Genomic DNA, 25,445 nt, shown 5'->3' on the forward strand with positions numbered 1-25,445 from the left:
TTTCCGAAAAGATCATGCTCAAATAAGGAGATGAGATCATGATGCGATTCCGGGGAAGCGCATCATGATTTAAGGGAGTATCGTCGGCCGCACGCTTGCGGGGCGGCCGATGACGAACCGGGCCGGACTTGCCACCCTCCTCGCCGTGCTCCTGGTCGGGAGCGCGGACGGCAAGCCTGCGGCAACAGCCGAAGCGCCCTCTGTGCTGGTCGAGTTCGAAAGCCCGCTCAACAACGCGCAGCCACTGCAGGGCCTGTTGCGGCGGCCGGAGCGACCGGGTCTCCTGCCCGCCGTAGTGTTGCTGCATGGCTGCAGTGGGCAGTGGCGAGAACTCGACGAGCGCTGGGGCAAACGGCTCGCGGCCTGGGGCTATGTCACGCTCACCGTGGACCGGTTCGGCCCGCGTGGCATCAGCAACACCTGCACCGGCGATGTCCCTGCCGCAACGGTTCACGACGCCTACCGCGCGCTGAGCTTCCTGAGCCGACAATCCATGGTCGATCCGACACGCATTGCCGTGATCGGCTTTTCGCAAGGCGGATGGCTCGCATTGTTCTCTGTCGAGCATGGCGCGATCGAGGTCAACGCGTCGGTAAAATTCCGTGCCGCCGTCGCCTTCTATCCGCGCTGCCTCGGCATCAAGGGCAACATGACCGTGCCGACCCTGATAATGGTCGGAGAACTGGACGACTGGGCGCCGGCGCAAGAGTGCCGGAACCTGGCGGAAGGCCGCGACGATGACGGCATCTCGCGGCAGCAGGGCCTTGGTTATCCGATCGAGCTGATCGTCTATCCCGGCGCCTACCATGATTTCGACGTGTCGCATTACAGCACGCCGGCCCAGCTGCTCGGCCATCACCTCGAATTCAACGCGGCGGCCCGGGATCAGTCCATCGACGCACTCAGGAAATTCCTGTATGCGACGATCGGCGGGCAAGGGAGATCACAATGACAATCAAAGCGATCGTCTTCGACGCCTATGGCACGCTCTACGATGTCCAGTCGGTGGCCGAAATCACCGAGGATGCATTCCCCGGCTATGGCGACATCATCACCCAGGTCTGGCGCATCAAGCAGCTCGAATACTCCTGGCTGCGCACGCTGATGCGGCGCTACCAGGATTTCTCCACAGCGACCCGCGATTCGCTCGCCTACACGCTGCGTTGCCTCGGCCTGCAATATGACGAAGCGACCTTTGGGCGGCATCATCGACAAGTATCAGCATCTTGCGCTGTATCCGGATGCCGTCGCGGCGCTCGAGGCGATGAAAGACAAAAAGCTCGCGATCCTCTCCAACGGCAGCCCTGACATGCTGAACGCGCTGGTGCGCAATTCGGGGCTCGACCGCCTGCTCGATGCGACCATCAGCGTCGATGCCCACAAGGTATTCAAGCCGGCGCCCGAGGCCTACACGCTGATCGAGGAGGTGCTGAACGTGCCGCCCGCGGAGGTCTTGTTCATCTCCTCCAATCCGTGGGACGCCTGCGGCGCCAAGGCGTTTGGGCTCAATGTCGCCTGGATCGAGCGGGTGACGCCGGAAGCGATGGCGCTGGCCTGCGTCGAGAGCGAGACGGTCGCCCCATTGACGATGTTCAAGGCTCTGCGTACCCAGATGGACGAGCTCGGCGTGGTGCCGGATCATCGGATCCACGGTCTGTCCGAACTTCCTGCCCTGGTGTCTGCAAGGTCCTGAAAAGTATGAGCCTCGAGTCAGTCCGCGCCTTCTTCGCCGAGAAGGCGCCCGATATCTCCGTGATCGAATCCGCTGTGAGCTCTGCGACCGTCGCGCTGGCGGCGGAGGCCTATGGCGTCGAGCCGGCGCGGATCGCCAAGACGCTGAGCCTGCGGGTCGGCGACCGCGTGGTGCTGATCGTCGCCGCCGGCACGTCGCGGATGGACAACAAGAAGGTGAAGGCAGCCTTCGGCGGCAAGCCGAAGATGCTCGGCCTCGACGAGGTTGCCGACATCACCGGCCACGAAGTCGGCGGCGTCTGCCCGTTCGGCCTGAAGACGCCGCTGCCGGTGTATTGCGATGTGTCGCTGAAGGCATTCGACGTCGTGGTCCCGGCCGCGGGCTCGACCCACAGCGCGGTACGCATCACGCCCGAGCGGATGGCCGAGCTGACCGCGGCCGAATGGGTCGACGTCTGCGAAGTCAGGTCTCAGACAGAAGTCACTGTGTAGACACTAAAGCGCGATGAGATCAGGTTGAATCGTCATCGAGCTTCAGCTCTTTGTTTGAGCATGATCTTTTCGGAAAACCGCTTCGCACTTTTCCGGATCATGCTTTAATCCTCGTCATCGCCGCGCAGCGGCGGCGCAACCGGGGCCGGCTGCATCTGCTGCGCGCGCGGCCGCTGCATCGTCTGCGGCTGCGGTGCGCGCCCCTGCGTTTGTGCCTGTTGTTGCGCATTCGACTCGAACACCGCGCGGCAGGAACTGCCAAGCAGCGCCGTGTTCTGCCGCAGGCAGGCGACGATCCGATTGGTGTCGGGAATCTGATCGCTGCACAGCCGCATCACGTCCGGCGTGCACGCCATCTGCTGTTCCCAGGTGCCGCGATACTCCTGCGATAACGCAGGCGCCGCGGCGCCAAGGCCGCCGATCGCGATCGCTAAGCTCAGGACAATCCGCTCCGTCTGCATGCCCAGTGCCCTTGTTCGTTGCTTTCGATTTGATCCGCGCGCGGGTTCCACGCGGCGAGTTGCTTCAGAAATGGCAAATGAATGCGGCCAAGGATGGTTCGCGCAGACAACTAAATGTGAAAGCGGATGAATCCAGGTTCCCTATTCGACCTTGCCGATGTTCGTCACCGCCGCAATCAAGCGCGCGCCCTCGCCTGCAACAAATTTTGAAAAATCCGGCGCGTCCAGATAGGCGACCGGACCGGAGACTCCCCTCACCCGGAACGCATCTTACGATGCATTCCGATCTCTCCCCGCGTGCGGTGAGAGATGAAACGGAATCCGTTACCCGTTTCGACGTAAACTCATCTAACGCTTGCGACTTGCCTTGCGCGTCCTTGCAACCGACCGCTTCCTGGCCGCGCCGCGCTTGGTTGCGGTCTTCTTGCTGGCGGCTGCGCGGCGGACCGGCGCGGCTGCTGCCGGACGCTTGCGTGCCACGGCCTTCTTGACCGCTTTCCTCGCCGAACTCTTGGCTGCCTTCTTCGCCGCCTTCTTCGCTGCTTGCGGGCGCGCGCGCCGTACCGTCGACGCGCTCCGACGACGTGCTCCACCTCCCCCAACGGGAACGATGTGGTCGTCCGCATCGAGTGTGAGCTGCTGGAGCGGATATGCCGGCAGGAAGCTCGGATCGTTGTAGAGCTTGCTCAAACTGTTCTGATCGAACTTGCCGCCCTGCCCACGGTCCTCGCCCGCACCGGCGCGCCAGGCCGCTTCCCAGACCCGGGCAAGCGTCTTGGCGCCGTCCTGCATGCAGGCGGCGGTGGCGTCCTTCAGCTTCGACCACATCACGTCGACCTGGCCGCTGCCCATATGCGAGTTGAACAGATTCACGATGGTCATCGGCGGCAGCCGCTTCACGGTTCGCTGCATCAGCGCAACCACGGCGACCGCAGCGTCGCGACCGGTCGGCGTGCCGCCCGGGGCGATCTCCGCGACGTCGCTGGTCCTGGCGTCGGAGATCATCTTGATGAGATCCTTGCCGTGCCGGCCGATCATCGTGGTCTCGTAGATGCTGTGCACCTTGGCGTGCGCCTTGTCGTTCGGATCGAGGCCATGGTGGAATTGCGAGATGTGCAGCGGCTGGCAGGCATCGCCGATGTAATGCGCGACGATCCCGGCGGCGCAGACAAATTCCAGCTTCTTGTTGGCGGCGGCATATTCGACCATCTCGTCGAAGATCTGCCAGACCCGGAACGGCAACGCGCCACGACGGTCCTCGCCGATCCCTTCATAATAGTCGTTCCAGACTTTCGGATCGACGTTGCGCGTCGACTCGGCGCAAAGATCCAGCAGCGTCTTGCCGTCCTTGCCCGGCTTGTCCATGTCGGCGAAATGGTTGCTCTCGTCGGTGTGCCGGGTGAAGCGCCACACCAGGTCGGCGACGTCGGCCAGCGGCGCGAATGCGCCGCGCTGATATGGCTTGAGGTCGGCAAGCAGCTTGTCGTCGAGGCCGATATTGTCGGAATTGGCATCCATCATGGCCGAGAGCTTGGGAAGCTTCGCATCGATCAGGCCGGTCGCGTAGGCGCCGATCTTGACGTGTCCCCATTCGCCCCAATACTCGGTGTGGCCGGCGTTCCAGTCGCCGATCAGCTCGACATCCAGCTCGCGGCACAGCGTCGCCATGCAGATGCCGAGCGCGACCTGCAGCGGAATCTTGCCGCCCGATCCGAACAGTTCCTGGCCGCCCCATTCCAGCGCCAGGGGACTGAGGATGCGCGCACCGCCGGCGTTCCTCTTCGCGTCCGGATCGTCGAGAAACCAGACCGTGCCGGAATCGCCGGGATAGTTGTTGAGCGGCGTGTCGCCGTCGCGCGGACCGATCACGAAATCGCTGACATATTCCATGCCGCCGACGGTCTTGTAGCGATAGAACAGGCCAATGATCTTGCCCTTCATCAATCCGCTGGTCGCACCGAAGGCGATCAGCGGCTGGTTGATGATGTCGAGGCGGAAGGTGCCGACATTGAGATCGACGACGTCGCCGACCTGGCCGACACCGTAGACCTGCGCGGTCCAGCCCTTGACGTCGTCGACGCGGATCAATCCGGCATCGAGATTGGCCACCACGCGCGCGCCGGGCCAGCCGGGATAGACGTCGCTGAAGGCGCGCTTGCCGAGTTGCAGCGCATCGCTGACGCCGAGACGGCGCTCCGTGTTCTTGAAGCCGGCGAAGATCTCGCGCCCGGCCGCGCCGACGACGTGGCGGTTGGAGAGTGCAAACACGGTCTCGCCATTGGTGACGAGACAGCCGATCGAGCCGCGATGGATCTTGCCCTGGATCATGGTCTGGACCGGAAAGCCGCCGCCAACCAGATCGCTCTTGAACACCGGCGGGTCGACGACGCCGGGGCTGCCCTCGTTCGGATCGACCTTGACGACGCAGGTGGGGACGACGCGCCCGTCAGGCAAATAAAGGAACGGAGGCACCAGCTGGTCCTGCTTCTCCGGATGGTTCTTCAGCTCGGAGCGTTTCATCCAGTCCCGCACAAAGACCAGGATGCAGGGCCACGACCAGTCCTTGACCGACGAATTGAACAGCGTGCGCGGTCCGAGCGCCTGCGGCTTGGAATGGTGCCGCCGCTCGGTCGCGTTGCGGTCGCTGTCGCGGATCAGATAGCGGCCGGTCGCCGTAGCGTAGACCGACTGCAGATGAGCCAGATGCACATGATAGGCCTCGCGGGCATCGAGCAGATCCTTCACCGACAATGACGTGAAATCGTGCTTGGTCAGGTCAATCATCTGGTTCCTCCGAAAATGCGCGGTGCGGCAACAGGTTCAGGACGCAGAAATAGACGATCGCGGCGGCCCACGATCATGGGTTAGTTCACACAAGTGATACAATTTAAAAGGGATGACACGGATGTGACGGGTCACGCGGGCTTCAGCCGCGTGTGCAGTGCCGAAGACTTCCGGTGAGCGCGGCTCTCTATTTCCGCTGGGTGCGGCCTTTGGCGAAACGGCTGGCGAGGAAATCCGCCAGCACCTCGACGCGGGCGGGACGCGGGCCGCCGGGCGGCGTGACGAGATGCACGGCGCCTTCAGGCTGCTTCCAGCCTTTCAGGATCACTTCGACCTCGCCGCGCGCGATCGCCTCGCCGACGATGAAGTCGGGCAGATCGGCGATGCCGAGACCGGCGAGCAGGGCGGGCATCACGGCCTCGCCATTGTTGACCCGCAACTGGCCGGCGGGGCGCACGCTCGCCTGTTCGCCCGACGCATTGGTGTAGTGCCAGACGCCCTGGGTCGAGAGATAGGCGTAGCCGAAGCACTTGTGCTCGGCGAGATGCATCGGATGGGTCGGCCGGCCATGGCGCTTCAGATAGGACGGCGCCGCCACCGTATAGCGCGGCATGCCGCACAGCCGCCGCGCGATCAGCGAAGAATCCGGCAGCCGCGCGATGCGCAGGCCGGCATCAAAGCCTTCGCCGATCAGATCGACCGTGGCGTCGCTCAGATGCAGATCGATCGCGACCTCCGGATAGGCCTCCATGAATTCCGGCAGCAGCGGCGCCACGGTCTTGATGCCGAAGCTCATCGGCACCGCGAGCCGCACCAGGCCGCGCGGCGTGGTCGATTGCGCCAGCGCCTCGCTCTCGGCAGCCTCGCCGTCGGCCAGCAGCCGTGCGGCGCGCTCCGACAATTTCTGGCCGGCATCGGTCAGCGCCAGCCGCCGCGAGGTGCGGTTGAACAGCCGCGCGCCGAGCCGCTCCTCAAGCCGGCTGACCGCCTTCGAGACCGTCGCCTTGGACAGCGACAGTTCCGTCGCAGCTGCCGCAAACGACCGCAATTCCACGACTTTTGCGAAGATCGCGAGCGCCTCGAAGTCCGGCAGTTTCGACATGGGCCGCTGTCCTGATCGTTCAATTTGGAAACAATGAGTTTCAATAGTTTCTATTTCTATACCACAGCCGGAGGCATATCCAAGTGCCATCAAATTCAATCGGTGGAGAAATCCAAATGACCAAGAAGCTCTCAGGCAAGGTTGCTCTCGTCACCGGCGGTTCGCGCGGCATCGGCGCGGCCAGCGCCCGCGCGCTCGCCGCGGAAGGTGCCAATGTCGCCATCAGCTACGTCGCCTCTCCCGAAAAGGCGGAAGCCGTCGTCGCCGAGTTGAAGGGCAAGGGCGTCAATGCCCGCGCCTACAAGGCCGACCAGGCCTCGTCATCCGACGTCGATCAGCTGGTAAAGACCGTCGCCCGGGATTTTGGCCGGCTCGACATCCTCGTCAACAACGCCGGTGTCGCATCGGGTGGTGCGGTCGACGATCCCAAGGCCGACACCGCGACGCTCGCCCGCCAGGAGGCCATCAACGTCGACGGCGTCATCACCGCGATCCGCGCCGCCTCGAAGCTGATGGGTGAAGGCGGCCGTATCGTCACCGTCGGCTCGATGCTCGCCGATCGCGCCTCGTTTCCGGGGCTCGCCGACTACGTCGCCAGCAAGGCGGCCGTCGTCGGCTACACCAAGGGCGCGGCGCGCGACCTCGGACCGCGCGGCATCACCGTCAACGTGGTGCAGCCCGGCTCGATCGACACCGACATGAACCCGAAGGACGGCGGCGAGTTTGCCGAGACGCAACGCTTGCAGCACGCGCTGCAGCGCTTCGGCCTCCCGGAGGAAGTCGCCGCAGGCGTCGTGTTCCTGGCAAGCCCGGAAGCATCCTTCGTGACCGGCACCGTGCTCAACGTCGACGGCGGCTTCGGCGCCTGATCGCAATCAACGCCGAGCGTTGACGCCCGGCGACCGCGCAACATCTAAATCAAGGGGAAATCACCATGATCGAACTCAGACCATTCGCAGAGCTCGGCGGTGCCGACCACGGCTGGTTGAAGGCCAAGCACCACTTCTCATTCGCGAGCTACTACGATCCCGACAATGTCAGCCACGGCGCGCTGCGGGTGTGGAACGACGACGAGATCGCGCCCAACTCCGGCTTCCCGGCGCATCCGCATGCCAACATGGAGATCATCACCTATGTTCGCGAAGGCGCGATCACGCACCAGGACTCGCTCGGCAACAAGGGACGCACCGAAGCCGGCGACGTGCAGGTGATGAGCGCCGGCAGCGGCATTCGTCACTCCGAGTACAATCTGGAACCGTCCAAGACCAAGATCTTCCAGATCTGGATCGAGCCGACGACGAAGGGCGGTCACCCGACCTGGGGTTCGAAGCCGTTCCCGAAGGCGGACCGCTCCGGCAAGCTCGTCACCATCGCCTCCGGCATCGCCGGCGACAACGACGCGCTGCCGATCCGCGCCGATGCGCGGGTGCTCGCCACCACGCTGAGGGCCGGCGAGAGCGCGGAATACGCCGCCGACAAGGTCCGCCACCTCTATCTGGTGCCGGCGGCCGGCAGCATCGAGGTCAACGGCGTGCGCGTCAATGCGCGCGACGGCGCCGCGATCCGCGATGAAGCCAAGCTGAAGATCACCGCGCTCGAGGATGCCGAGCTCGTGCTCGTCGACGCGGCCTGATCACCACTCACCCTGCATGCGCGGACGAACGTCCACGCATGCTTCTCCTCCAAATCATCTCCCCCTACCTCAACCCCCAAAGGAGGCCGTCATGGCCAAGGTTCTCGTTCTCTATTACTCCGCCTACGGTCACATCGAAGCGATGGCCAATGCCGTCGCGGAAGGCGCGCGCGAAGCCGGCGCCACCGTCGATATCAAGCGCGTGCCCGAGCTCGTGCCGGCCGAGGTCGCGAAAGCCTCGTACTACAAGCTCGACCAGCCCGCGCCGATCGCAGAGATCAACGACCTCGCCAATTACGACGCGATCATCGTCGGCACCGGCACCCGCTTCGGCCGCATGGCCTCGCAGATGGCCAACTTCCTCGACCAGGCCGGCGGGCTCTGGGCCAGGGGCGCGCTGAACGGCAAGGTCGGCGGCGCCTTCACCTCGAGCGCGACCCAGCATGGCGGCCAGGAGACCACGCTGTTCTCGATCATCACCAACCTCTTGCATTTCGGCATGACGGTGATCGGCCTGAACTACGGCTTTGCCGGACAGATGAAGCTCGACGAGGTCACCGGCGGCGCGCCCTATGGCGCCACCACGATCACCGGCGGCGACGGCAGCCGCCAGCCCAGCGAGAACGAGCTGACCGGCGCGCGCTATCAGGGCCGCGCGATCGCGGAGGCTGCCAGAAAGCTGCACGGCTAAGCTTCGCGGCAAATGCGATCAGGGCGGCATTCTCATTCGGGAATGCCGCCCTTCGCTCGAACTCCCGCACACCATCCTTGTGCAGCGCTGCGATGGTGCGATCGATGATCAGCCGGCCCGGCGAACAGGCCGACCGCATGGGAAGCGACCCGCGCCCCGAATTTCTCAACCGCTGTCGTCAAGACCGTCATTCCAGCACCTGCACCCGGCAAGCCTGCTTAGGCGGCCTCGAACGCCGCCTTGGGCGGGTCCTTGGGCAGGTCGACGATCTTGCCGAGATCGCTTTCGTCGAGGCGGAAGTCGATCGCGCGCCGAACCGCGCGTTCGCGCTTCACCCGTTTGCCGTCGCGCAGCAGCTTCTGCATCACCTGCTTGGCGAAGAAGGTCGGGCCGCGGATGCTGCGGCTGCGCGGCGTGTAGCCGAAGCGATGACGCAGCATGCCGTTGGCGAGATGCAGGATCTGGGCGCGGCGGATCTCGTCGTTCACATAGGAGATCGTCATCGAGATGTTGACGGTATCGAGGTTCTCGACGCGGTGCGGCGCATTGAGCGGCCAGTTCAGCATCTGGCCGGGTTCGAGATCGATCACCTGCGCATGCCAGTCGTACCAGGGCTCGTAGGGGATATCGACCTCGACGTCGAACAGCGCGATGTTCTCGAGATGCTCGGGCCGGATGAACGGTTGCGTGCTGGGATAGATGTAGACCCGCTTGCGACCCGCGATCTGGACGAGGCCCTGCCCCGGCAGATCGGCGTGGTAGTAGACCTGTGCATCGGGCGATGAAATCAGGATGCCGGCCTGATGGGTCGGCGCATCGAAACCGGGAACCTTGGCTGCGATCTCGCCGAACATCCGCTCGATCATGTCGCGGTAGCGGCGATCGATCGCGCTGACGTTGCGTAGGTTCAGCCACAGACCGCCGCGCGAAATCGCCTCGATCACCTGATAGCCGCGCAGCCTGCCGATCTCGCCCTCGCGCCAGACCCGGCTCGATCCCTTGGCGCCAGTCTTGACCAGGCTGTAATGCTCGCGCGGATAGTGCTCGATCAGCTTGGCGAGATCGTCCATCGAAAACGCCGGCTGCCTGTGCATGGTGTGCTCGAGCCGGATCGGCCGATGGCTCCAGAGCCTGGAATGGTTGTCATCCCAATTCGCAAAGATCACGCCCGTCGTCATGATCGCGCTCCTGGCTGCGCCGTTTCGCTTCATCCGATGTCCCGTTCCGGGACGAGCTGGCAGCTCTTGGGCAGGGATTGGCAAGAACGGTGCCGTCGCGTATGCGCGCGGGGTTACGCAAAGCTAATGTCTCGCCGATATGGCTAACCGCGACGTTCCCGGAGCCGGACGCCGTGGCCGACAGCACTCAATGACCGAACCACCCCGATATCGCGCGCTGTTTCTCGGCGCCGGGCCGCGGATGCCCTGCGGCGTCGGGCAATTCACCCGCCTGCTGCAGGAGACGATCGACAAGCTCGAGCCCGGCGCTGGCACGGCGTTAACCCTGACCCAGACCGAGGGCAGGATCGGCGATATCTGGCGCGCGGTCGGCAGCGCGGACAGCGTGGTCTGCAACCTCCCGATCGTGGCCTGGAAGCGCGTGATCGCGCGCCCGCTGCTCGCGCTGCCGTTTGCCCGGCCGCGAGGCCGCAAGGTTATGTTGATTCAACACGAATGGCGGCGTTCTCAGCGAACTCCAGCTCACTGTCGCCAGTCGGCAGCACGACAGGCAATATGCGTGAGAGCCGCCCCGCGTTCTGGCTCGCTGCTGCGGCAGCGATCGCGAGTTGATCGTCCGATGGCCCGGCTGTCGATCCCCGCCATCATCGTCGCCGCATCCATTCTGCTGTCGGTCGCCGCGCGGGCCTGCCCTGCCCTGATCGAAGGCGTTCCGCCGGACCGGATCAAAGCCTTGTCGCGCGGTGTCAACGCCGACGGCTGGATTGTCGATCCGCGGTCGGCGCCGCCGCGCGACCTGCTGCTCGAACTGCGCAAGGCCGGCCTGACCCACATCCGGCTGCCGGTGCCTGCCGACTTCGTCATGCCGCGCTTCGCCACGAAAGCGGAGATCGACAGCCGGCTGCAAACCGTCGATGCCGCACTGAAGACCCTGCTCGCATTCGGCTATGCCGTGTCTATCGACCTGCATTCGGGTCAGCACTTCAATGCGCTCCACAAGGACGATCCGCCCGGCGCGATGGCTGAAATGAAGAGCGCCTGGACCGCGCTCGCGCGGGTCATGCAGCGCTATCCCTCCGATCGGGTGTTTGCGGAACTGCTGAACGAGCCGGAGGTCGACGCCGCGCAGTGGCAAGGCGAGGCTCGGGAGCTGGCCGGTTTCATTCGCCAATTGCTGCCGCAGACCACGCTGATCACCGGTCCGGTCAATTGGCAGCGTGCGGACTCGCTGCCGGACTTCGCTCCGCTCGACGATCCGAATGTCGTTTATGCCATCCACTTCTACGATCCGATGGTGTTCACCCATCAGGCCCATTGGGATCGGAGCGAGCCGCTCCACGACGTCGTCGGATTGCCCTATCCGATCCGCGCCGACGATCCGAAGGTTCAGCAGTTGCGGGAGCAGCTGACTGCGCTGAACAGGCCCAAGGCGCTTGCGATGGTCGACCGCGCCATCCCCGACCGCGGCATCGATAAATGGCTCGAGCCCGCGGCTGCCTGGCAGCGGCAATATTCCCGTCCGATCATCATCAACGAGTTCGGGGTGCTCAAGGCCGGCGCACCGCGCGACAGCCGGTTGCGCTGGCTCGCCGGCGTCACGGCCTACGCCCGGCAGCAGTGCTGGGGCTGGACCCATTGGGAGCTGTCGCAGGGCTTCGGCCTGGCCGACGCCGTCACCGGCAAGGCCGACCGCGACGTGCTGAGGGCGCTGCTCGGGACGCGGTGACCGATCTGGTTAACCGGTTCTTACACAATGCGCGGCTAGATCGACGATGCGGGTGTGGCACGCCACCCATCCGGTCATTTAGGTCAGAGCCTGTGCGAGCAGACATAGCCCCGCGGCCGCTGTTGGCCGGCGACCTCGTTCCTGCGCTCGGCATCGCCGTGGCATCGATCGCATTCGCCCCGATCATGCAGGCGGCCAATGCAGGGCTCGCGATCGTCGTCGAAGGCCTGATCGGCTGCGCCATCGTGCTCGCGGCGCCGCCCTATGCGCCGTCGATCGCCGTCTTCATCATCTTCTTCCAGAATCTGTTCGTCTCGATCCTATCGTCCTACATCACGACCGAGCAGGAGATGGATTTCGTCAAGGGCTACAATTTCCTGATCTGCGCGGTGATGTGGCTGGTCACGCTGGCGCTGTACATGCTGCGCGAGCGCAAGCATTCGCCCGAGATCGACCGGATCATGAATTGGGGGCTGATGACCCTCGCGGTCGTGGGAGCCTATTTCCTGCTCGGCGCCACGCAGGACGCGCATGCGGCCCTCGTCTATCTGCGCAACATCGCGTTTCCGCTGTTTCTGTTTCAGCTCTCGCTGCTGACCGCCGCAACCTTCGAGATCCGCATCACGCCGTTCCTGGTGACCGTCGCCACGCTGCTGATCGTCTGCGGCTATGTCGAATTGCTGTTTCGCGATTTCTGGCTCGAAATCACCAACGGCTACACGTTCTGGCACTTCGACGAACTGAAGGCGACCCGCTCCGGAGCCTGGGAAGCCGAAATGCGCCAAACCGGCAATGTCCCGGTCGATCTGATCGACCGCTTCCGCTTCAGCTTTCTCAACAGCCCGTTGTTCGAGGATCTCGGGCTGTCGTCGATTTTGCGCATCTTCGGACCGAATATGAGCCCGATCAGCTTCGGCTACGGGATCGCCTTTTCCATCCTGTTCCTGTTCGCGGTCGGATATCGCTGGCTGGCGCTGGTCGCGATCCCGCTGCTGATCCTCTGCAGCGTGAAGGGCGCGCTCATCCTGGTCATCTTCGTGGCGCTGGCCTGGACGGCGACCTGGCTGCTCGGCGCCACCATCACCCTTGCGGTCGCACTCGTCGGACTCGTGCTGTATGCCATCGCGGCGATCTACATCGGACTCCAGATCGGCGACTTTCACGTGATCGGCTTCATGGGCGGCTGGGACGGATTCCTGCACAACCCGATCGGTCGTGGCCTCGGCGTCGGCGGCAATCTCTCTGAAGGCTACTTCTCGATCGACTGGAACGCCGCGCAAGCGGCCGGCACGATGGACGGCGCGGTGGAGAGCGCCGTCGGCGTCCTGCTCTACCAGATGGGAATCGGCGCGGTGGTGCCGCTCGGCTTCTTCTTTGCGGTGGCGCTGAAGGCCTGGCGCCTGTACGCCGCGTCCGGAATCCTCATCCAGGGGCTCGCTGCGTTCGGCACGATGGTCGTGCTGGTGAACGGCATCTTCCAGGAGGAGGCGCTGTTTGCGCCACCGGCGCTCGGGCTGTTGCTGTGCCTGACCGGGCTCGTGATCGGTCATCATTTGCGCACGCAAGGCGACGACCTGAAGGCTTCCGGCGGATAGCACATGACACGCGATCAAGCCCGGCCGCGGCGCGACCGGGCTGTCCTCGGCGTGCGTTGTCAGAGCGGCTTGATCTGCACCTTGCGGAACTTGACCACGCCGGAACCATACTGGAGCGCGATGTAGCCGCTGGCGTGCTTGGAATCCTGCGCGTCGACGGTCTTCTGGCCGTTCAGCGTCACGACGAAATGCGGCCCCTGCGCCGTGATCTCGTAGACGTTCCACTTGCCGGCCGCCTTCGGCATCGGATCGACCTTGCCGACGTCGACGATCGCGCCCGTGCCGTAGGTCGGATCAGGCCGCTTGTCGAAGATGTTGACCTCGTAGCAGACCTTCGAGTCGATCACCTTGTTGCCTTCGCAGCGGATGAAGACGCCGCTGTTGGCGTCCTCGTCGGTCCAGAACTCCGCCCGGATCTGGAAATCCTTGTACTGGGTCTTGCTGACGAGATAGGAGAGATCCTTGCCGTCGAGCTTGTCGGCGACCAGCGCGCCGTCCTTCATCGCCCAATTGGCCTTGCCGACCTCGTCCCAGTCGCCCTTCCTGGAGCTGTCGAGCAGCGTGACCCAGCCGTCATCGCCCGATGCAGCGGTGGAAAATTGCAGCGCGGCCGCACCGATCACAAGTCCCGCCGCCAAGATCGACAGATGCTTCTTCAAGGTTATCCTCCCGTCTTTTGGTTGGCGCGCAACCTATCATCGTCTGCAGCGTCGTAAATGCGTTTTTCATATTGCAACTGCGTTGTGTCACGGCCGATGCCGCAATCCTGAGAGCAGACATGCGGGAGCGCGTCTTGTCCGAGCCGAGCGGGAGCGATTAGCATTGTGCGAGATACGGGCGCGGCAGTCGCCCGAACGAATTGACCTGGGAGAACACGATGACGGCGTCGAACCGGTCCTGGCGATACTTGATGATACCGCTGGCCCTTGCCGGCACGCTGAGCGTCAGCTCCGCGGCCGAGCTCAATCCGGCCGCCGTCACCTACAAGTTGCCGGACCAGATTCCCTGGAGCCCGGTCGACGCGCGCGGCGCGCAGAATGCCGTGGTGGTCGGCGATCCCTCGAAGCCCGGCTTCTACATGGTCTACACCAAGTGGACCAAGGGCAATCACTTCAGCCGTCCGCACTTCCATCCCAACGACCGCTACATCGTTGTGCTGAAGGGCACCTGGTGGGTCGGCTCGGGTCCGAAATTCGATCCCGATCACGGCACCCTAGCAATGCCGGCGGGAAGCTTCGTCACCCATTTCGGCAAGCAGGTGCATTGGGACGGCGCCAAGGACGAGGACGCCGTGCTGCTGATCATGGGCGAAGGCCCGGCCACCGCGACCGAGGTGGAACAGAAGTAGCCGGGCGCGGATAGCAACCTTTGCATCCAGCCAGCGTTTCATCCCCTCATCATCATGACGAGGAGATAACGCATGGCGACAGCAGCCGACATTCGGGAACATATGGACGTGATCTCGTCGGACAAGAAGACGGTCGGCAGGGTCGACCACATGGAAGGCACCGACAAGATCAAGTTGACCAAGCAGAGTTCGCCTGATGGTCAGCACCACCATTTTATCCCCCTGTCCTGGGTCGATCATGTCGACCAGCACGTCCACCTCAACAAGTCAGGCTCCGACGTGACCGCGCATTGGCAGCACGGCCGCCAATAGCCGCGTTGCGCGACGTCCGTGCGATGCTATCATCCGGGCCCAACGAAGGGCCTCCGATGCATCCCGCCGCCAAGCTGCAATTTGCCCGCATCGCCGACGAGTTCGCGCGCTGGCACGCCATTGCCGAACCGGAACGGCCGCCGGCGCCGGCGTGGTGGTGGGGACCGGCGTTCGAGATGCGCAATGCCGCCGAACCGCTGTCCTCCATCTTGTCCCGCCGGTTCCGCCTGCCCGACGGGGCGAGCTTTGCGGAGGCGTCGGCGGCGCTGCGCCAGACCTTGACCGGCCAGGCGATACCGTCCTGGCCGTATGATTTCTCGCGCTTGATCGCATCCACCGATTCCGACGTCCGCGACCTGCCCGTGCAGCCGTCAGACGACAGCGCGTTTCCGCCCTAGATCCGACCCAGCCTCACCGATCGCCTCGTCGTCCAGCGACGGCTGCAACGGCGGCGACGTCAGCACCGGTGACGTCTTCAACAATTCGGCGAGATCGCGCGGCGGCAGCGGCCGGCTGAACAGGAAGCCCTGCATCTCGTCGCAGGCATGCGCGCGCAGGAACTCCTGCTGCTCGGAGGTCTCGACGCCCTCGGCCACGATGGTCATGCCGAGCGCCTTGCCCATGCTGATGATCGCCTGCGCGATCGCGACGTCCTCGGAATCATCGGGCAGGTCGCGCACGAAGGAGCGGTCGATCTTGATGGTGTCGATCGGGAACTGCTTCATCAGCGACATCGACGAATAGCCGGTGCCGAAATCGTCGATCGCAAGGCGAATGCCCCGGTTCTGGATCGCGTCGAGCACGCGGACCGCGCGCGTCACGTTGCGCATCACCATGCTCTCGGTGACCTCGAGCTGCAGCAGCGCCGGCGACATGCCGCTCCCCGCCAGCGCCTCATCGATGTCGTCGAGCAGGTTCGGATCGCCGAACTGCCGCGGCGAGAGGTTGACCGCCATCGTCACCGCCTTGAGGCCGCGGTGCTGCCACGCCATGTTCTGCGCGCAGGCTTCCTTCAGCACCCAGCGGCCGATCGGCACGATCAGCCCGATCTCCTCGGCGAGCGGAATGAACTGCCCAGGCGAGACCTTGCCGAGCTCGGGATGGGTCCAGCGCAGCAGCGCCTCGACGCCGCTGATCTGACCGCTCGCCATGTCGACCTTGGGCTGATACTCGAGCGAGAACTGGTCGCGCTCCAGCGCGCGGCGCAGTGCGCTCTCCATCGTCAGGCGCTCGATCGACTGCGCCCTCACCTCGTTGGAGAAGAAGCGGAAGCCGTTCTTGCCGTCCTCCTTGGCGAGATACATCGCCATGTCGGCATTCTTGGTGAGCGTCTGCACGTCGGAGCCGTCGGTGGGATAGGTCGCAATCCCGATCGAGGCCGTGGTGTGGCACTCGTGCCCGCTGAGCTGCATCGGCTGGCTGAGTGCGACCAGGAGATCGCCGGCGATACGCTCGACGTCGTGACGTTCGGCGGCGTCCTCCAGGATGACCACGAACTCGTCGCCGCCGAGCCGCGCCACCACGTCGCTCGCCCGTAACGATCCGCGCAGCCGCTCGGCGATCGCCACCAGCAGCATGTCGCCAGCGTCGTGGCCGAGCGAATCGTTGATCACCTTGAAGCGATCGAGATCGATGAACAGCACCGCGAGCTGCCGGCGATGGCGGTCCGCCGCCGAGATCGCATGACGCAGCATCTCGTTGAAGGTCTCGCGGTTCGGCAGATTGGTCAGGCTGTCATGCGAGGCAAGGTATTCGATGCGCTCGTCGGCCTTGTGCTTCTCGTCGGCGCGATCGAAGCTTTCGAGCGCGAATGCCAGATTGTCGGCGAGCCGCTGCAGCAGCTCGGCGAATTCCGGCGTGAACGTATCCTTCTCGGTCGCGACGAAGATCATGACGCCGACGACCTCCCCGCTGACGATCAGCGGAAACGAGGCACCGGACTGCGTTCCATCGCGGCGAGCGCGCTCATGGAAAGCCGCGGTCTCGGTATCGGCAAAATAGTCGTTGATGATGCAGGCCTTGCCCGACCGGAACGCCCTGCCGCAGGCGCCGCGTCCCTCGGGGTGCGCCTCGCTGGTCGAGAGCGTCACCTGGCTCGCGCCGCTGGCAGCCGGGCCCGCGATCGCGACAATGCGAAGATAGTCGCTGCCGGGCTGTGCCAGCGCGATCGTGGTCGAGGTGAACTTGCCGCCGGTCGCTGCCGCCTCGCAGACCAGTTGATAGAGCTCGGCGCGGGACTTCGCCCGCATGATCGCCTCGTTGGTCGCGCTCAGCGCCGCGAACATCCGCGACAGCCGCTCCTTCTGCTCGTCGGCCCGGGCCTTCTCGTCGGCGCGGTCGAAATTGGCCAGTGCAAACGACACGTTCTCGGTGAGCCGCTGCAGCAGCGCCATCATCTCCGGGCTGAAGGTGTTGAACTCGCCGGAGAGGAACACCAGCGCGCCGATCGCCTCGCCGTTCTTGAGCAGCGGCAGGGCCGCGCCGGACTTGCTGCCGCTGTCGCGGACGACCGGATAGACATGCGAGTCAGGACCGAAGTCGCTGAGATAATCGTTGCTGATGCAGGGCCTGCGGGTGCGGATCGCAACGCCGGTCAGCGTCTGTCCTTCCGGACGCGTCGCGTCGGCCGACAACTGGACTTCCCGGGCCCGTACCCGGTCGGGGCCGGAAGCAGCCACGTTCTCCAGGAAGGCCTCGCCTGGCCGCACCAGCCTGATGGTGGCCGAGATGAACTGACCGCCGACCGCCGCGGCATCGCAAACCAGATCGAACAACTCGCCGCGGGACTTCGCCCGCATGATGGCCTCGTTGGTCGCGCTCAGCGCCGCGAACATCCGCCTCAGCCGCTCCTTCTGCTCCTCGGTGCGCGCCTTCTCGTCGGCGCGATCGAAACTGCCGAGCGCATAGGCGACGTTGTCGGCGAGCCGCTGCAGCAGCTCGGCGAACTCGGCCGAGAAGGTGTTGCGCTTGGCGGAAATGAACAGCATCACGCCAACCGGCTCGTCGTCGACGATCAACGGAAACGCCGCACCCGATCGCGCATGCTCGCGGTCGATGATATCGCGGAACGGGTTGTTGGCGACGTCGCCGAGAAAATCGTTGTCGATGCAGGCGCGCCGGGAGCGGAACGCCTTGCCGCAAACGCCCCGCCCTTCGGGACGCGCCTCGCTGCGCGAGACGTTGAGGCGGCGCGCATTCTCGGCGGTCGGCCCCGCTACCGCCATCATCTCCAGGAAGTCGTCACCGGGCTTCGCGATCAGGATGCTGGTGGAGTTGAAGCCGCCGCCATGCGCCGCCGCGGCGCAGACCAGCTCGAACATCTCGAGCCGCGACCGCGCGCGCATGATCGCCTCGTTGGTCGCGCTCAGCGCCGCGAACATCCGCGACAATCGCTCGCGTTCGGCGTCGGCCTTGGCCTTCTCGGTGGCGCGGCCGAACGTGTCGAGCGCAACCGAGACGTTCTCGGCAATGCCCGCCAGCAGCGCGATGATCTCCTCGTCGCGCGCCCAGGAATTGCTGGTGAAGAAGATCAGGACGCCGACGCTGCTGCCGAACCGGGTGAGCGGCAGCGCGACACAGGCCATCAGTCCGCTGCCGCGGATCGGCGCCTGCGAGGCGCCCGTCGAGATGGGAATGTCGTGCTCGACGCACGGCCGTTTGGTCCGGAATGCCTCGCCGCAGATTCCCTTGCCGTAGAGATTGTCCGGGTCGGTCGAAAAGCGCGTTTGGGTGATCAGGTCGAGCGCCTCGCCGGTGCCGGCGACGGGCTCGAGCCAGTGCGTGTCGGGCTCGGCCAGCAGCACGACCGAGGCGAAGGATTTTCCGCTGAACACCGCGGCGTCGCACACCCGCTGATAGAGATCGTGCTCGGTCTTGGCGCGAAGGATGGCCTCGTTGGTTGCGCTGATGGCGCCAAACATGCGGTTGAGCCGGCGCATCGCCCGCTCGCCGCTTTTGCGCGACGCCTCATGGTCGAAATTGTCGAGCGCAAAGGACACGTTCGCCGCCATGCGTTCCAATAGCGACACGATCTCCTCGCCGAGCGAGTCGACCTCGCGCCGGGTCACCATGAAGACGCCGACGCTGCGGCCATTACAGACCAGCGGCATCGCCGCCGCCGCACCGACGCCGGCCGCCGCGAGGCCGCTGCGCCAGGCCGCCGAACGGGCATCGTTGACATAGTCGTTGCTGACGCTGGCGCTCTGATCGCGGAACGCCCGCCCGGCGACGCCTTCTCCTTCCGGAATGTTGGCGAGGGTGGAAATCTTGATGCTGCGCAGACGCGCGACATCGTCGCCGCAACCGGCGGCGAATGTCAGCCGACCGGTATCCGGCTCCAGCAAAAAGACGGTCGCAGCCAGGAAGCTCCCGCTCGAGAACGCGGCTTCGCAGACCTTTCCGTACAATTCTTCTGGTGATTTCGCGTACAGGATCGCTTCGTTGGTGGCATTCAACGCCGCGAATGTACGCCCGATGCTCGACTGCACGATCCCTGAAGGCCCCAGGGCCACCCCCTTCAATCTGCCGGGGAACATTGCCCGCGAGAGGCCTAAGTGATGGTTAGTGTATCCGGCAAGTTGTGAGACACAGTAAACGGCTGACGAATCCCGGAGGCCGTTTTCCGGGATATTACGGACGCCGGTGTGCCAGGCTGAGGCGGAGGGCCGGAGCACCCGGATAACCGCCTGGCTTGCACCGCCGGAGCAGCCAAATTCCGCAGCGCGACCGCGCCCGTTCCATTCAGTGAAATCCTGACCGGGAGCACCGTGCTGGCGGTATGGCGGACCGGATTTTCCGCCCCTTGCTCGGCGCCTTGCGCTTTGAGAGCATGGCGCCGACAACAGCAAGCAAGACCCGCGCAGCATGCGGGCACACCGCGAGGAAGCCCCCATGCCGATCGTCCAGGCCGACCGTCTCACGCGTATCGGCGCGGCGCTGCTGCGGGGCGCCGGCGCATCGGAGGAGGAGGCCAACGCCGTCGCCTCCGGCTGCGTCAATGCCAACCTCGCCGGCCATGACTCCCACGGCGTGATCGCGATCCCGACCTATATCGACCGCATCAACGCCGGCCATATCGTCCCCGGCGCCAAATGGACCGTGGTGCAGGAGACGCCGACCACAACCGTGATCGACGGTCATTGGGGGTTCGGCTTCCACGTCAACGCCAAGGCGATGGAGCTGACCATCAACAAGGCGAAGACCGCCAATGTCGCGGCCTGCACCGTGTTCCGGCAAAGCCATGTCGGCCGGCTCGCGCATTACCCGATGATGGCGATGCGCGAGGGCATGATCGGGATCGCAGCCGCCGACTCCGGCCGCTCGCCGAAACATGTCGCGCCTTTCGGCGGCCGCGAGGCCCGGCTCGGCACCAACCCGCTCTCGATCGCAGTGCCCTCCGATCTCGAGGCACCGTTCTATCTGGATATGGCGACCTCGGCGGTCGCGGCTGGCAAGATCCAGCTCGCGGTGGCGCGTGGCGAAAGCATCCCAAAGGGTTGGATCATCGACGCCGAAGGGCGCGACACCACTGACCCTGCGGACTACCGCAAGGGCGGCGCGCTGCTGCCGCTCGGCGGCAGCGAGGGCTACAAGGGCTCGGGCCTTGCCGCGATGGTCGAGGTGCTGTGCGGCCTGCTCACCGGCCTCGGTTTCGGGGTCGAGCCGACCGGCCGTCACAATGACGGCTGCTTCATGGCGGTGTTCAACGTCGCCGCGTTCCGCCCGCTCAAGGACTTCAAGCGCGAGGTCGCTGACTTCGCCCGCTACCTGAAATCGACGCCGCCCTCGGAAGGGAGCCGCGGCGTGTTCTATCCCGGCGAGATCGAATATCTGCGCGAAGTCGAACGGCGCAAGAATGGTATCGAGATCGAGGATGCGACCTGGGACAAGCTCAAGGCGCTCGCCACCGACTACAAGCTCACCGACGACCTCGATCTTCGCTGACGCATTCAGGTACAGGAGAACGGCATGACACGGCAAATGGCGCTGGTTGGCTTTTTGCAGGCGCAGAACTGCACCAACCTGCCGAGCTCCTGGCGTCACCCGGAGTCGCGCGACGATTCGATGTCGGCGGACTACTATCAGGAGATCGCGCGCATCCTGGAGCGCGGCAAGTTCCACATGGCGTTCTTCGACGATCGCCTCGCAATGCCCGACCGCTACGGCAACGATCACGCCCACACCGTCGAATACGGCATCCGCTGCGTGAAGATGGACCCGATCGTGGTGCTCACCACGATGGGCATGGTCACCACCAGGCTCGGCCTCGCCTCGACCGCGTCCACCACCTATTTCGAGCCGTTCGACGTCGCCCGCCGCTTCGCCACGCTCGATTTGATGACGGGTGGCCGCGCCGCCTGGAACGTGGTGACGTCGGTCAATGACGGCGAAGCGCTCAACATGGGCCGCGCGCAGCATCTCGAGCACGATCTCCGCTACGACCGCGCCGACGAGTTCATGGAGGTGGTGCTCGGCCATTGGGATTCCTGGGAAGACGGCGCGCTGATCATCGACAAGATATCCGGCCGCTTCGCCGATCCGGCCAAGGTGAAACGGCTCGATCACAAGGGCACGTTCTTCACCTCGCGCGGCCCGTTCACGGTGCCGCGTTCGGCGCAGGGCCATCCCGTCGTGATCCAGGCCGGCGCCTCCGGCCGCGGCCAGCGCTTTGCAGGGCGCTGGGGCGAGGTGATCTTCACCGCGGCGCGCAACCTTGCCAACGCCAAGCAGGGCTATGACGCGATCCGGGGCGAAGCCGCCAAGGCCGGACGCGATCCCGACCAGATGTTCCTCTGCAATCTGATCACGCCGGTCACCGGCGCGACCAAGGCCGAGGCCGAGGACCGGATGGCCGTGATCCAGAAGCTGCCACTCGAGATCGACGCGCTGTCGCTGCTCGCCGAAGGCCTCAACTTCGATTTCGGCGCCAAACCGATCGACGAGCCGCTGACCACCGAAGAGCTGCAGGGCATGCAAGGCATGCTCGGCATCCGCGACGGCGTGCTGCGCACCTCGGGAAAGACCAATCCCTCGACCCGCGACTTCATCACCTTCTCCGGCCGCGGCCAGGTGCAGGATGCGATGGTCGGCGGCCCGAAGGAGATCGCCGACCGGCTGGAGGAAATGTTCGAAGGCCGCGGCTGCGACGGCTTCGTCATCGCGGCGAGCTATGTGCCGGGCTCCTACGCCGACTTCGTCGATCACGTGGTGCCCGAGCTGCAGAAGCGCGGCCTGTTCCACAAGGACTACGCCGGCACGACGCTGCGGGAAAATCTCGGACTGAAGCGCCCGGCTGCCGGCGCCTGGAAGACCCGCGCGCATGCTGTGGAATAGAAGGACATCATCATGCGCTGGCTGAAATTCACCGCCGCGGGTACTACGTCTTGGGGCCTCGTCGAGGGCGACACTGTCACCACCGTGAACGGCGATCCATTCGGTGAATGGAGCAAGACGGCGAAGACCCACGCCTTGAAGGACGTCAAGATCGAGCTGCCGCTGATCCCGCGCACCTTCTACTGCGTCGGGCTGAATTACCTGAAGCATCTCAAGGAAGCCGCCGACAAGGCCGGCACGGTGCCGAACGTGCCTGATCGACCCGAGATCGGCTACCGCGCGCAGAACGCGCTGATCGCCCATGACGAGAACGTCGTGATCCCGGCGAGTGCGACCGAGAAGATCCATTACGAGGGCGAACTGGTCGTCGTGATCGGCAAGAAAGCCAAGCACCTCACCGAAGCCAATGCGCTGGACTGCGTGTTCGGATACACGATCGGCAACGACGTCTCCGAGCGCAGCTGGCAGAAGGCCGACCGCGGGCTATGGCGCGCCAAGAACGCCGACACGTTCAAGCCGATGGGCCCGTGGATCGAGACCGATGTCGATCTCGACCGCATGGAGACCGCGATCCGGGTCAACGGCAAGGAGACCGGCCGCTTCCGCACCAACGAGATGATCTTCGGCATCGTGCCCTTCCTCGTCGAGCTCTCGAAATACTTCACGCTGTCGCCCGGCGACGTGATCTGGATGGGCACCGACGGCGCCTCGCCGGACCTGAAGGACGGTGACGTGGTCGAGATCGACATCACCGGGATCGGGACATTGCGAAACAGGTTCGTGAAGGAGAAGGTGTGAGGGCGGATGCCCCCTCGCTATTGCTGACGCGCGTGCTCCATACCCAGGTGTCGTCCCTGCGAACGCAGGGACCCATACTCCGGGGCTTGTGTGAGTGAAGGGACTCGTCGTTCCGACATCACTCAACAATAACCACTGGTGGCTATGGGTCCCTGCGTTCGCAGGGACGACACTGAACCAGTTGAGGCATCGGAGGTCAGATCGGATGGCTCAGCGCCCAGCCGCCGACCTGCTCTTCACATGATCGATGAAGGCGCGCAGCTTCGGCATGATCTGGCGGTGGCCGGGATAGTAGAGAAACACGCCGGGCGTTGTCGTCGCGAATGGCTCCAGCACGCGCACCAGCTTCTTCTCCTTCACGGCGCCAGCGACCAGCGGCGCGGGCACTTGCGCCAGTCCCACGCCTTCAATCGCCGCGCCGACCAGCGTTGGGAAATCATGGCCGATGAACGAACCCGAGACGGCAAGCTCGATCGAACGGCCGTTGTCGTTCAGCGACCACGGCGCGAGCCCGCCATTCGATCGTCGCAGCCTCAAGCACGTGTGCTCGCGCAGATCGTCCGGACGTTTGGGCCGGCCGCGGCGCGCGAGATAATCCGGACTGCCGACGACGGCGAACGGGAACGGCTTGGTCAGACGCACCGCGATCATGTCCGGGTTGATGAACTGACCCATCCTGATGCCGGCATCGAAGCCGCCGGCCGCAAGGTCAACCAGCTCCTCGCTGGCGGCGAGCTCGACCTCGATCTCGGGATAGGCCTTGCAGAATGAGGCGATCAGCGGCTCCAGCAGGATCGGCACCACCGAGCGCGGCACGGTGAGACGCAACAGCCCGGCAGGCTTCTGCCCGAGCTCGCGCGCGGCGCCACTTGCGGCGACCAGCTCCTCGAATGCGGGCCTGGCACGCGCCACAAATCGTTCGCCGGCCTCGGTGAGGCCGACGCTGCGAGTGGTGCGGATAAACAGCACGGCGCCGACGCGCACCTCGAGCGCGCGGACCGCCTGGCTGATCGCCGACGGCGTCACCGCGAGCTCGGTCGCCGCGCGACGAAAGCTGCGGTGCTGGGCGACGCTGAGGAACGCCTCCACGCCGTCGAGCGCGCCCTGCCTGACTGTGAAGTTCTGCTTCATGGCCTGTCAACATTATCGCGAATAGTCGCTCGCGGGAAGCCGCCCTAAATCGGAGCCACAGGCAGCAGCACCGCGACGCGCGCTGCTCCACGCGACATCACGACATCAGTCGTGAACGGAGACCTGCGACCGATGAAGACAATCCGTCACACCCTCCTAGCCCTCACCCTCACCTCGACAGGCTTAACCTCCATGACAGCTCCCTCTCTTGCCCAGGCTCAAACACAGGCACAGGCCGCCTCCACCATCACCACCGGCGTGATGGTCATCCTGACCGTCAAGGCCGGCGTCACCCGCGAACAGGTGATGGCCGTGATGCCGGATGAAATCCGGCAGACCGTGCAGCTCTATCTCGGCGGCAAGGTTCGCGAATGGTATTCGCGGTCCGACGGGCGCGGGGTCATCCTCCTGCTCGATGCCAAGGATACATCCGAGGCGCACGCGATCATGGAAGGGCTGCCGCTGTCCAAGCTCGACATCATGGACCACGACTACATCGCGGTCGGCCCGCTGCTGCCGCTGCGCCTGCTGCTCGCCAAGCCGTGAGCGCCGCGCCCTGAGCGCCTCGCCGAGGTCGGACCCGATCGCCGGGTCCGGCCTCTCCGGATCGACAGTCAGACGGGAGCCGACCGTGCCGGTAAGTCTCAACATTCCATTCTTGCTCAGCGTCGCCGGAGCATTTCTGACGAGTGCCGTGGTGGCCGCGACCTATGTCTGGCCGGCGCTCCGCACCTGGCCGCGCCATGAGGCGCTCCGGCTGCTTGCGGCTTTTCATGCCTTCCGGTTTCTCGGGATGAACTTCATGGTCACAGGCTTCGTGTCGCCGGAGGTGAACCCGGTGTTTGCCGGCGCGGTCGGCTGGGGCGATCTGACCGCGGCAGCTCTCGCTCTGCTCTCGATGGCGGCACTGTCGTGGCGCTGGCCGGTGGCCATTCCGATCGTCTGGTTCTTCAACATCTGGGGCACGCTGGATCTTCTCAACGCCTACTTCATGGGCGCGACGAAGAACGCGGATCCCGGCCTGTTCGGCGCCGGCATCTATATTCCGGCGCTCTACGTGCCGCTGCTGCTGGTCAGCCATGTGATGGTGTTCATGCTGTTGATGCAGGCCAAGTCGGCGGAACAAGCACAATAACCCGTCATCCCCGCGCAAAGGCTTCGCCTTTGTCG

Annotated in this window: 22 protein-coding genes and 1 pseudogene; 16 read left to right on the top strand and 7 right to left on the bottom strand. The window is 64.8% G+C overall.

The window, feature by feature from the left end:
- The first annotated feature begins 109 nt into the window (after positions 1 to 109).
- The 3 genes and pseudogenes from ACVW1C_RS14035 to ACVW1C_RS14045 all read left to right on the top strand — a co-directional run bounded on the left by ACVW1C_RS14035 (position 110) and on the right by ACVW1C_RS14045 (position 2,184).
- Positions 110 to 952, top strand: coding sequence for a dienelactone hydrolase family protein (locus ACVW1C_RS14035; protein ID WP_456758927.1), 843 nt, complete (start codon positions 110 to 112; stop codon positions 950 to 952).
- Positions 949 to 1,693: pseudogene (locus ACVW1C_RS14040) on the top strand (haloacid dehalogenase type II). Before ACVW1C_RS14035 ends, ACVW1C_RS14040 begins: the two are co-directional and overlap by 4 nt.
- A 5-nt stretch (positions 1,694 to 1,698) precedes the next feature.
- Positions 1,699 to 2,184: a YbaK/EbsC family protein gene (locus tag ACVW1C_RS14045; protein ID WP_456758928.1), complete on the top strand. Its 486-nt coding sequence runs from the start codon at positions 1,699 to 1,701 to the stop codon at positions 2,182 to 2,184.
- Positions 2,185 to 2,288: 104 nt separating this feature from the next.
- On the opposite strand, the gene ACVW1C_RS14050 is transcribed toward ACVW1C_RS14045, so the two are convergent.
- From ACVW1C_RS14050 to ACVW1C_RS14060, 3 genes are all read right to left on the bottom strand, one after another.
- Positions 2,289 to 2,645 (bottom strand): hypothetical protein, encoded by a 357-nt coding sequence (locus tag ACVW1C_RS14050; protein ID WP_456758929.1) that lies wholly within the window; start codon positions 2,643 to 2,645, stop codon positions 2,289 to 2,291.
- 348 nt (positions 2,646 to 2,993) lie between these two features.
- Positions 2,994 to 5,429: a Nal1-like putative serine protease gene (locus tag ACVW1C_RS14055; RefSeq protein WP_456758930.1), complete on the bottom strand. Its 2,436-nt coding sequence runs from the start codon at positions 5,427 to 5,429 to the stop codon at positions 2,994 to 2,996.
- Positions 5,430 to 5,616: 187 nt separating this feature from the next.
- Positions 5,617 to 6,531, bottom strand: coding sequence for a LysR family transcriptional regulator (locus tag ACVW1C_RS14060; RefSeq protein ID WP_456758931.1), 915 nt, complete (start codon positions 6,529 to 6,531; stop codon positions 5,617 to 5,619).
- 116 nt (positions 6,532 to 6,647) lie between these two features.
- Between ACVW1C_RS14060 and ACVW1C_RS14065 the strand changes: the two genes are divergently transcribed.
- The 3 genes from ACVW1C_RS14065 to wrbA all read left to right on the top strand — a co-directional run bounded on the left by ACVW1C_RS14065 (position 6,648) and on the right by wrbA (position 8,855).
- A complete protein-coding gene (locus tag ACVW1C_RS14065) occupies positions 6,648 to 7,400 on the top strand; it encodes an SDR family NAD(P)-dependent oxidoreductase (RefSeq protein WP_456758932.1) in 753 nt (250 codons plus the stop codon).
- Positions 7,401 to 7,465: 65 nt separating this feature from the next.
- The gene (locus ACVW1C_RS14070; protein WP_456758933.1) at positions 7,466 to 8,164 is read left to right on the top strand and encodes a pirin family protein; all 699 of its coding nucleotides are present in this window, start codon (positions 7,466 to 7,468) and stop codon (positions 8,162 to 8,164) included.
- A 91-nt stretch (positions 8,165 to 8,255) separates the two neighbouring features.
- A complete protein-coding gene (gene wrbA / locus ACVW1C_RS14075; RefSeq protein ID WP_456758934.1) occupies positions 8,256 to 8,855 on the top strand; it encodes an NAD(P)H:quinone oxidoreductase in 600 nt (199 codons plus the stop codon).
- A 218-nt stretch (positions 8,856 to 9,073) separates the two neighbouring features.
- Here wrbA and ACVW1C_RS14080 read toward each other — a convergent pair whose 3' ends face one another.
- Entirely contained in the window at positions 9,074 to 10,033 is a 960-nt protein-coding gene (locus ACVW1C_RS14080) for a cupin-like domain-containing protein (RefSeq protein WP_456758935.1), read from the bottom strand.
- A 190-nt stretch (positions 10,034 to 10,223) separates the two neighbouring features.
- Between ACVW1C_RS14080 and ACVW1C_RS14085 the strand changes: the two genes are divergently transcribed.
- Both ACVW1C_RS14085 and ACVW1C_RS14090 read left to right on the top strand, forming a co-directional pair.
- Complete coding sequence (locus ACVW1C_RS14085; protein ID WP_456758936.1) at positions 10,224 to 11,759, top strand: glycoside hydrolase family 5 protein; 1,536 nt, start codon at positions 10,224 to 10,226, stop codon at positions 11,757 to 11,759.
- Between the two features lie 92 nt (positions 11,760 to 11,851).
- Positions 11,852 to 13,354, top strand: a complete 1,503-nt coding sequence (locus tag ACVW1C_RS14090; protein ID WP_456758937.1) for a hypothetical protein — start codon at positions 11,852 to 11,854, stop codon at positions 13,352 to 13,354.
- 59 nt (positions 13,355 to 13,413) lie between these two features.
- Here ACVW1C_RS14090 and ACVW1C_RS14095 read toward each other — a convergent pair whose 3' ends face one another.
- Positions 13,414 to 14,013, bottom strand: coding sequence for a 3-keto-disaccharide hydrolase (locus ACVW1C_RS14095; RefSeq protein WP_456657683.1), 600 nt, complete (start codon positions 14,011 to 14,013; stop codon positions 13,414 to 13,416).
- 251 nt (positions 14,014 to 14,264) lie between these two features.
- Between ACVW1C_RS14095 and ACVW1C_RS14100 the strand changes: the two genes are divergently transcribed.
- The 3 genes from ACVW1C_RS14100 to ACVW1C_RS14110 all read left to right on the top strand — a co-directional run bounded on the left by ACVW1C_RS14100 (position 14,265) and on the right by ACVW1C_RS14110 (position 15,412).
- Positions 14,265 to 14,702 (top strand): cupin domain-containing protein, encoded by a 438-nt coding sequence (locus ACVW1C_RS14100; RefSeq protein WP_456758938.1) that lies wholly within the window; start codon positions 14,265 to 14,267, stop codon positions 14,700 to 14,702.
- A 72-nt stretch (positions 14,703 to 14,774) separates the two neighbouring features.
- Positions 14,775 to 15,014, top strand: coding sequence for a DUF2171 domain-containing protein (locus ACVW1C_RS14105; RefSeq protein ID WP_106323714.1), 240 nt, complete (start codon positions 14,775 to 14,777; stop codon positions 15,012 to 15,014).
- 56 nt (positions 15,015 to 15,070) lie between these two features.
- On the top strand, positions 15,071 to 15,412 hold the full coding sequence (locus ACVW1C_RS14110; protein ID WP_456758939.1) for a hypothetical protein: 342 nt from the start codon (positions 15,071 to 15,073) through the stop codon (positions 15,410 to 15,412).
- Here the strand turns inward: ACVW1C_RS14110 and ACVW1C_RS14115 are convergent.
- The gene (locus tag ACVW1C_RS14115; protein ID WP_456758940.1) at positions 15,386 to 19,501 is read right to left on the bottom strand and encodes a bifunctional diguanylate cyclase/phosphodiesterase; all 4,116 of its coding nucleotides are present in this window, start codon (positions 19,499 to 19,501) and stop codon (positions 15,386 to 15,388) included. The genes ACVW1C_RS14110 and ACVW1C_RS14115 overlap by 27 nt on opposite strands.
- A 403-nt stretch (positions 19,502 to 19,904) precedes the next feature.
- Here ACVW1C_RS14115 and ACVW1C_RS14120 point away from each other — a divergent pair, with 403 nt between their 5' ends.
- Genes ACVW1C_RS14120 through ACVW1C_RS14130 form a run of 3 tightly spaced genes read left to right on the top strand, consistent with a single transcriptional unit; the run spans position 19,905 to position 23,144 of the window.
- Positions 19,905 to 20,957, top strand: coding sequence for an Ldh family oxidoreductase (locus ACVW1C_RS14120; RefSeq protein ID WP_456758941.1), 1,053 nt, complete (start codon positions 19,905 to 19,907; stop codon positions 20,955 to 20,957).
- A gap of 24 nt (positions 20,958 to 20,981) precedes the next feature.
- Positions 20,982 to 22,346 (top strand): LLM class flavin-dependent oxidoreductase, encoded by a 1,365-nt coding sequence (locus tag ACVW1C_RS14125; protein WP_456758942.1) that lies wholly within the window; start codon positions 20,982 to 20,984, stop codon positions 22,344 to 22,346.
- Positions 22,347 to 22,358: 12 nt separating this feature from the next.
- Entirely contained in the window at positions 22,359 to 23,144 is a 786-nt protein-coding gene (locus ACVW1C_RS14130) for a fumarylacetoacetate hydrolase family protein (protein WP_456758943.1), read from the top strand.
- Positions 23,145 to 23,354: 210 nt separating this feature from the next.
- On the opposite strand, the gene ACVW1C_RS14135 is transcribed toward ACVW1C_RS14130, so the two are convergent.
- Positions 23,355 to 24,275: a LysR family transcriptional regulator gene (locus tag ACVW1C_RS14135; RefSeq protein WP_456758944.1), complete on the bottom strand. Its 921-nt coding sequence runs from the start codon at positions 24,273 to 24,275 to the stop codon at positions 23,355 to 23,357.
- Between the two features lie 192 nt (positions 24,276 to 24,467).
- Between ACVW1C_RS14135 and ACVW1C_RS14140 the strand changes: the two genes are divergently transcribed.
- A complete protein-coding gene (locus ACVW1C_RS14140; RefSeq protein ID WP_456758945.1) occupies positions 24,468 to 24,821 on the top strand; it encodes a hypothetical protein in 354 nt (117 codons plus the stop codon).
- Positions 24,822 to 24,906: 85 nt separating this feature from the next.
- Complete coding sequence (locus ACVW1C_RS14145; protein ID WP_456758946.1) at positions 24,907 to 25,410, top strand: hypothetical protein; 504 nt, start codon at positions 24,907 to 24,909, stop codon at positions 25,408 to 25,410.
- Positions 25,411 to 25,445 lie beyond the last annotated feature (35 nt).

This window comes from Bradyrhizobium sp. USDA 4011, from assembly GCF_054063415.1.

Coding starts and splice junctions, on each gene's coding strand:
- ACVW1C_RS14035 (WP_456758927.1), top strand. CDS start 110: ATGACGAACCGGGCCGGACTTGCCACCCTCCTCGCCGTGCTCCTGGTC.
- ACVW1C_RS14045 (WP_456758928.1), top strand. CDS start 1,699: ATGAGCCTCGAGTCAGTCCGCGCCTTCTTCGCCGAGAAGGCGCCCGAT.
- ACVW1C_RS14050 (WP_456758929.1), bottom strand. CDS start 2,645: ATGCAGACGGAGCGGATTGTCCTGAGCTTAGCGATCGCGATCGGCGGC.
- ACVW1C_RS14055 (WP_456758930.1), bottom strand. CDS start 5,429: ATGATTGACCTGACCAAGCACGATTTCACGTCATTGTCGGTGAAGGAT.
- ACVW1C_RS14060 (WP_456758931.1), bottom strand. CDS start 6,531: ATGTCGAAACTGCCGGACTTCGAGGCGCTCGCGATCTTCGCAAAAGTC.
- ACVW1C_RS14065 (WP_456758932.1), top strand. CDS start 6,648: ATGACCAAGAAGCTCTCAGGCAAGGTTGCTCTCGTCACCGGCGGTTCG.
- ACVW1C_RS14070 (WP_456758933.1), top strand. CDS start 7,466: ATGATCGAACTCAGACCATTCGCAGAGCTCGGCGGTGCCGACCACGGC.
- wrbA (WP_456758934.1), top strand. CDS start 8,256: ATGGCCAAGGTTCTCGTTCTCTATTACTCCGCCTACGGTCACATCGAA.
- ACVW1C_RS14080 (WP_456758935.1), bottom strand. CDS start 10,033: ATGACGACGGGCGTGATCTTTGCGAATTGGGATGACAACCATTCCAGG.
- ACVW1C_RS14085 (WP_456758936.1), top strand. CDS start 10,224: ATGACCGAACCACCCCGATATCGCGCGCTGTTTCTCGGCGCCGGGCCG.
- ACVW1C_RS14100 (WP_456758938.1), top strand. CDS start 14,265: ATGATACCGCTGGCCCTTGCCGGCACGCTGAGCGTCAGCTCCGCGGCC.
- ACVW1C_RS14105 (WP_106323714.1), top strand. CDS start 14,775: ATGGCGACAGCAGCCGACATTCGGGAACATATGGACGTGATCTCGTCG.
- ACVW1C_RS14110 (WP_456758939.1), top strand. CDS start 15,071: ATGCATCCCGCCGCCAAGCTGCAATTTGCCCGCATCGCCGACGAGTTC.
- ACVW1C_RS14120 (WP_456758941.1), top strand. CDS start 19,905: ATGCCGATCGTCCAGGCCGACCGTCTCACGCGTATCGGCGCGGCGCTG.
- ACVW1C_RS14125 (WP_456758942.1), top strand. CDS start 20,982: ATGACACGGCAAATGGCGCTGGTTGGCTTTTTGCAGGCGCAGAACTGC.
- ACVW1C_RS14130 (WP_456758943.1), top strand. CDS start 22,359: ATGCGCTGGCTGAAATTCACCGCCGCGGGTACTACGTCTTGGGGCCTC.
- ACVW1C_RS14135 (WP_456758944.1), bottom strand. CDS start 24,275: ATGAAGCAGAACTTCACAGTCAGGCAGGGCGCGCTCGACGGCGTGGAG.
- ACVW1C_RS14140 (WP_456758945.1), top strand. CDS start 24,468: ATGACAGCTCCCTCTCTTGCCCAGGCTCAAACACAGGCACAGGCCGCC.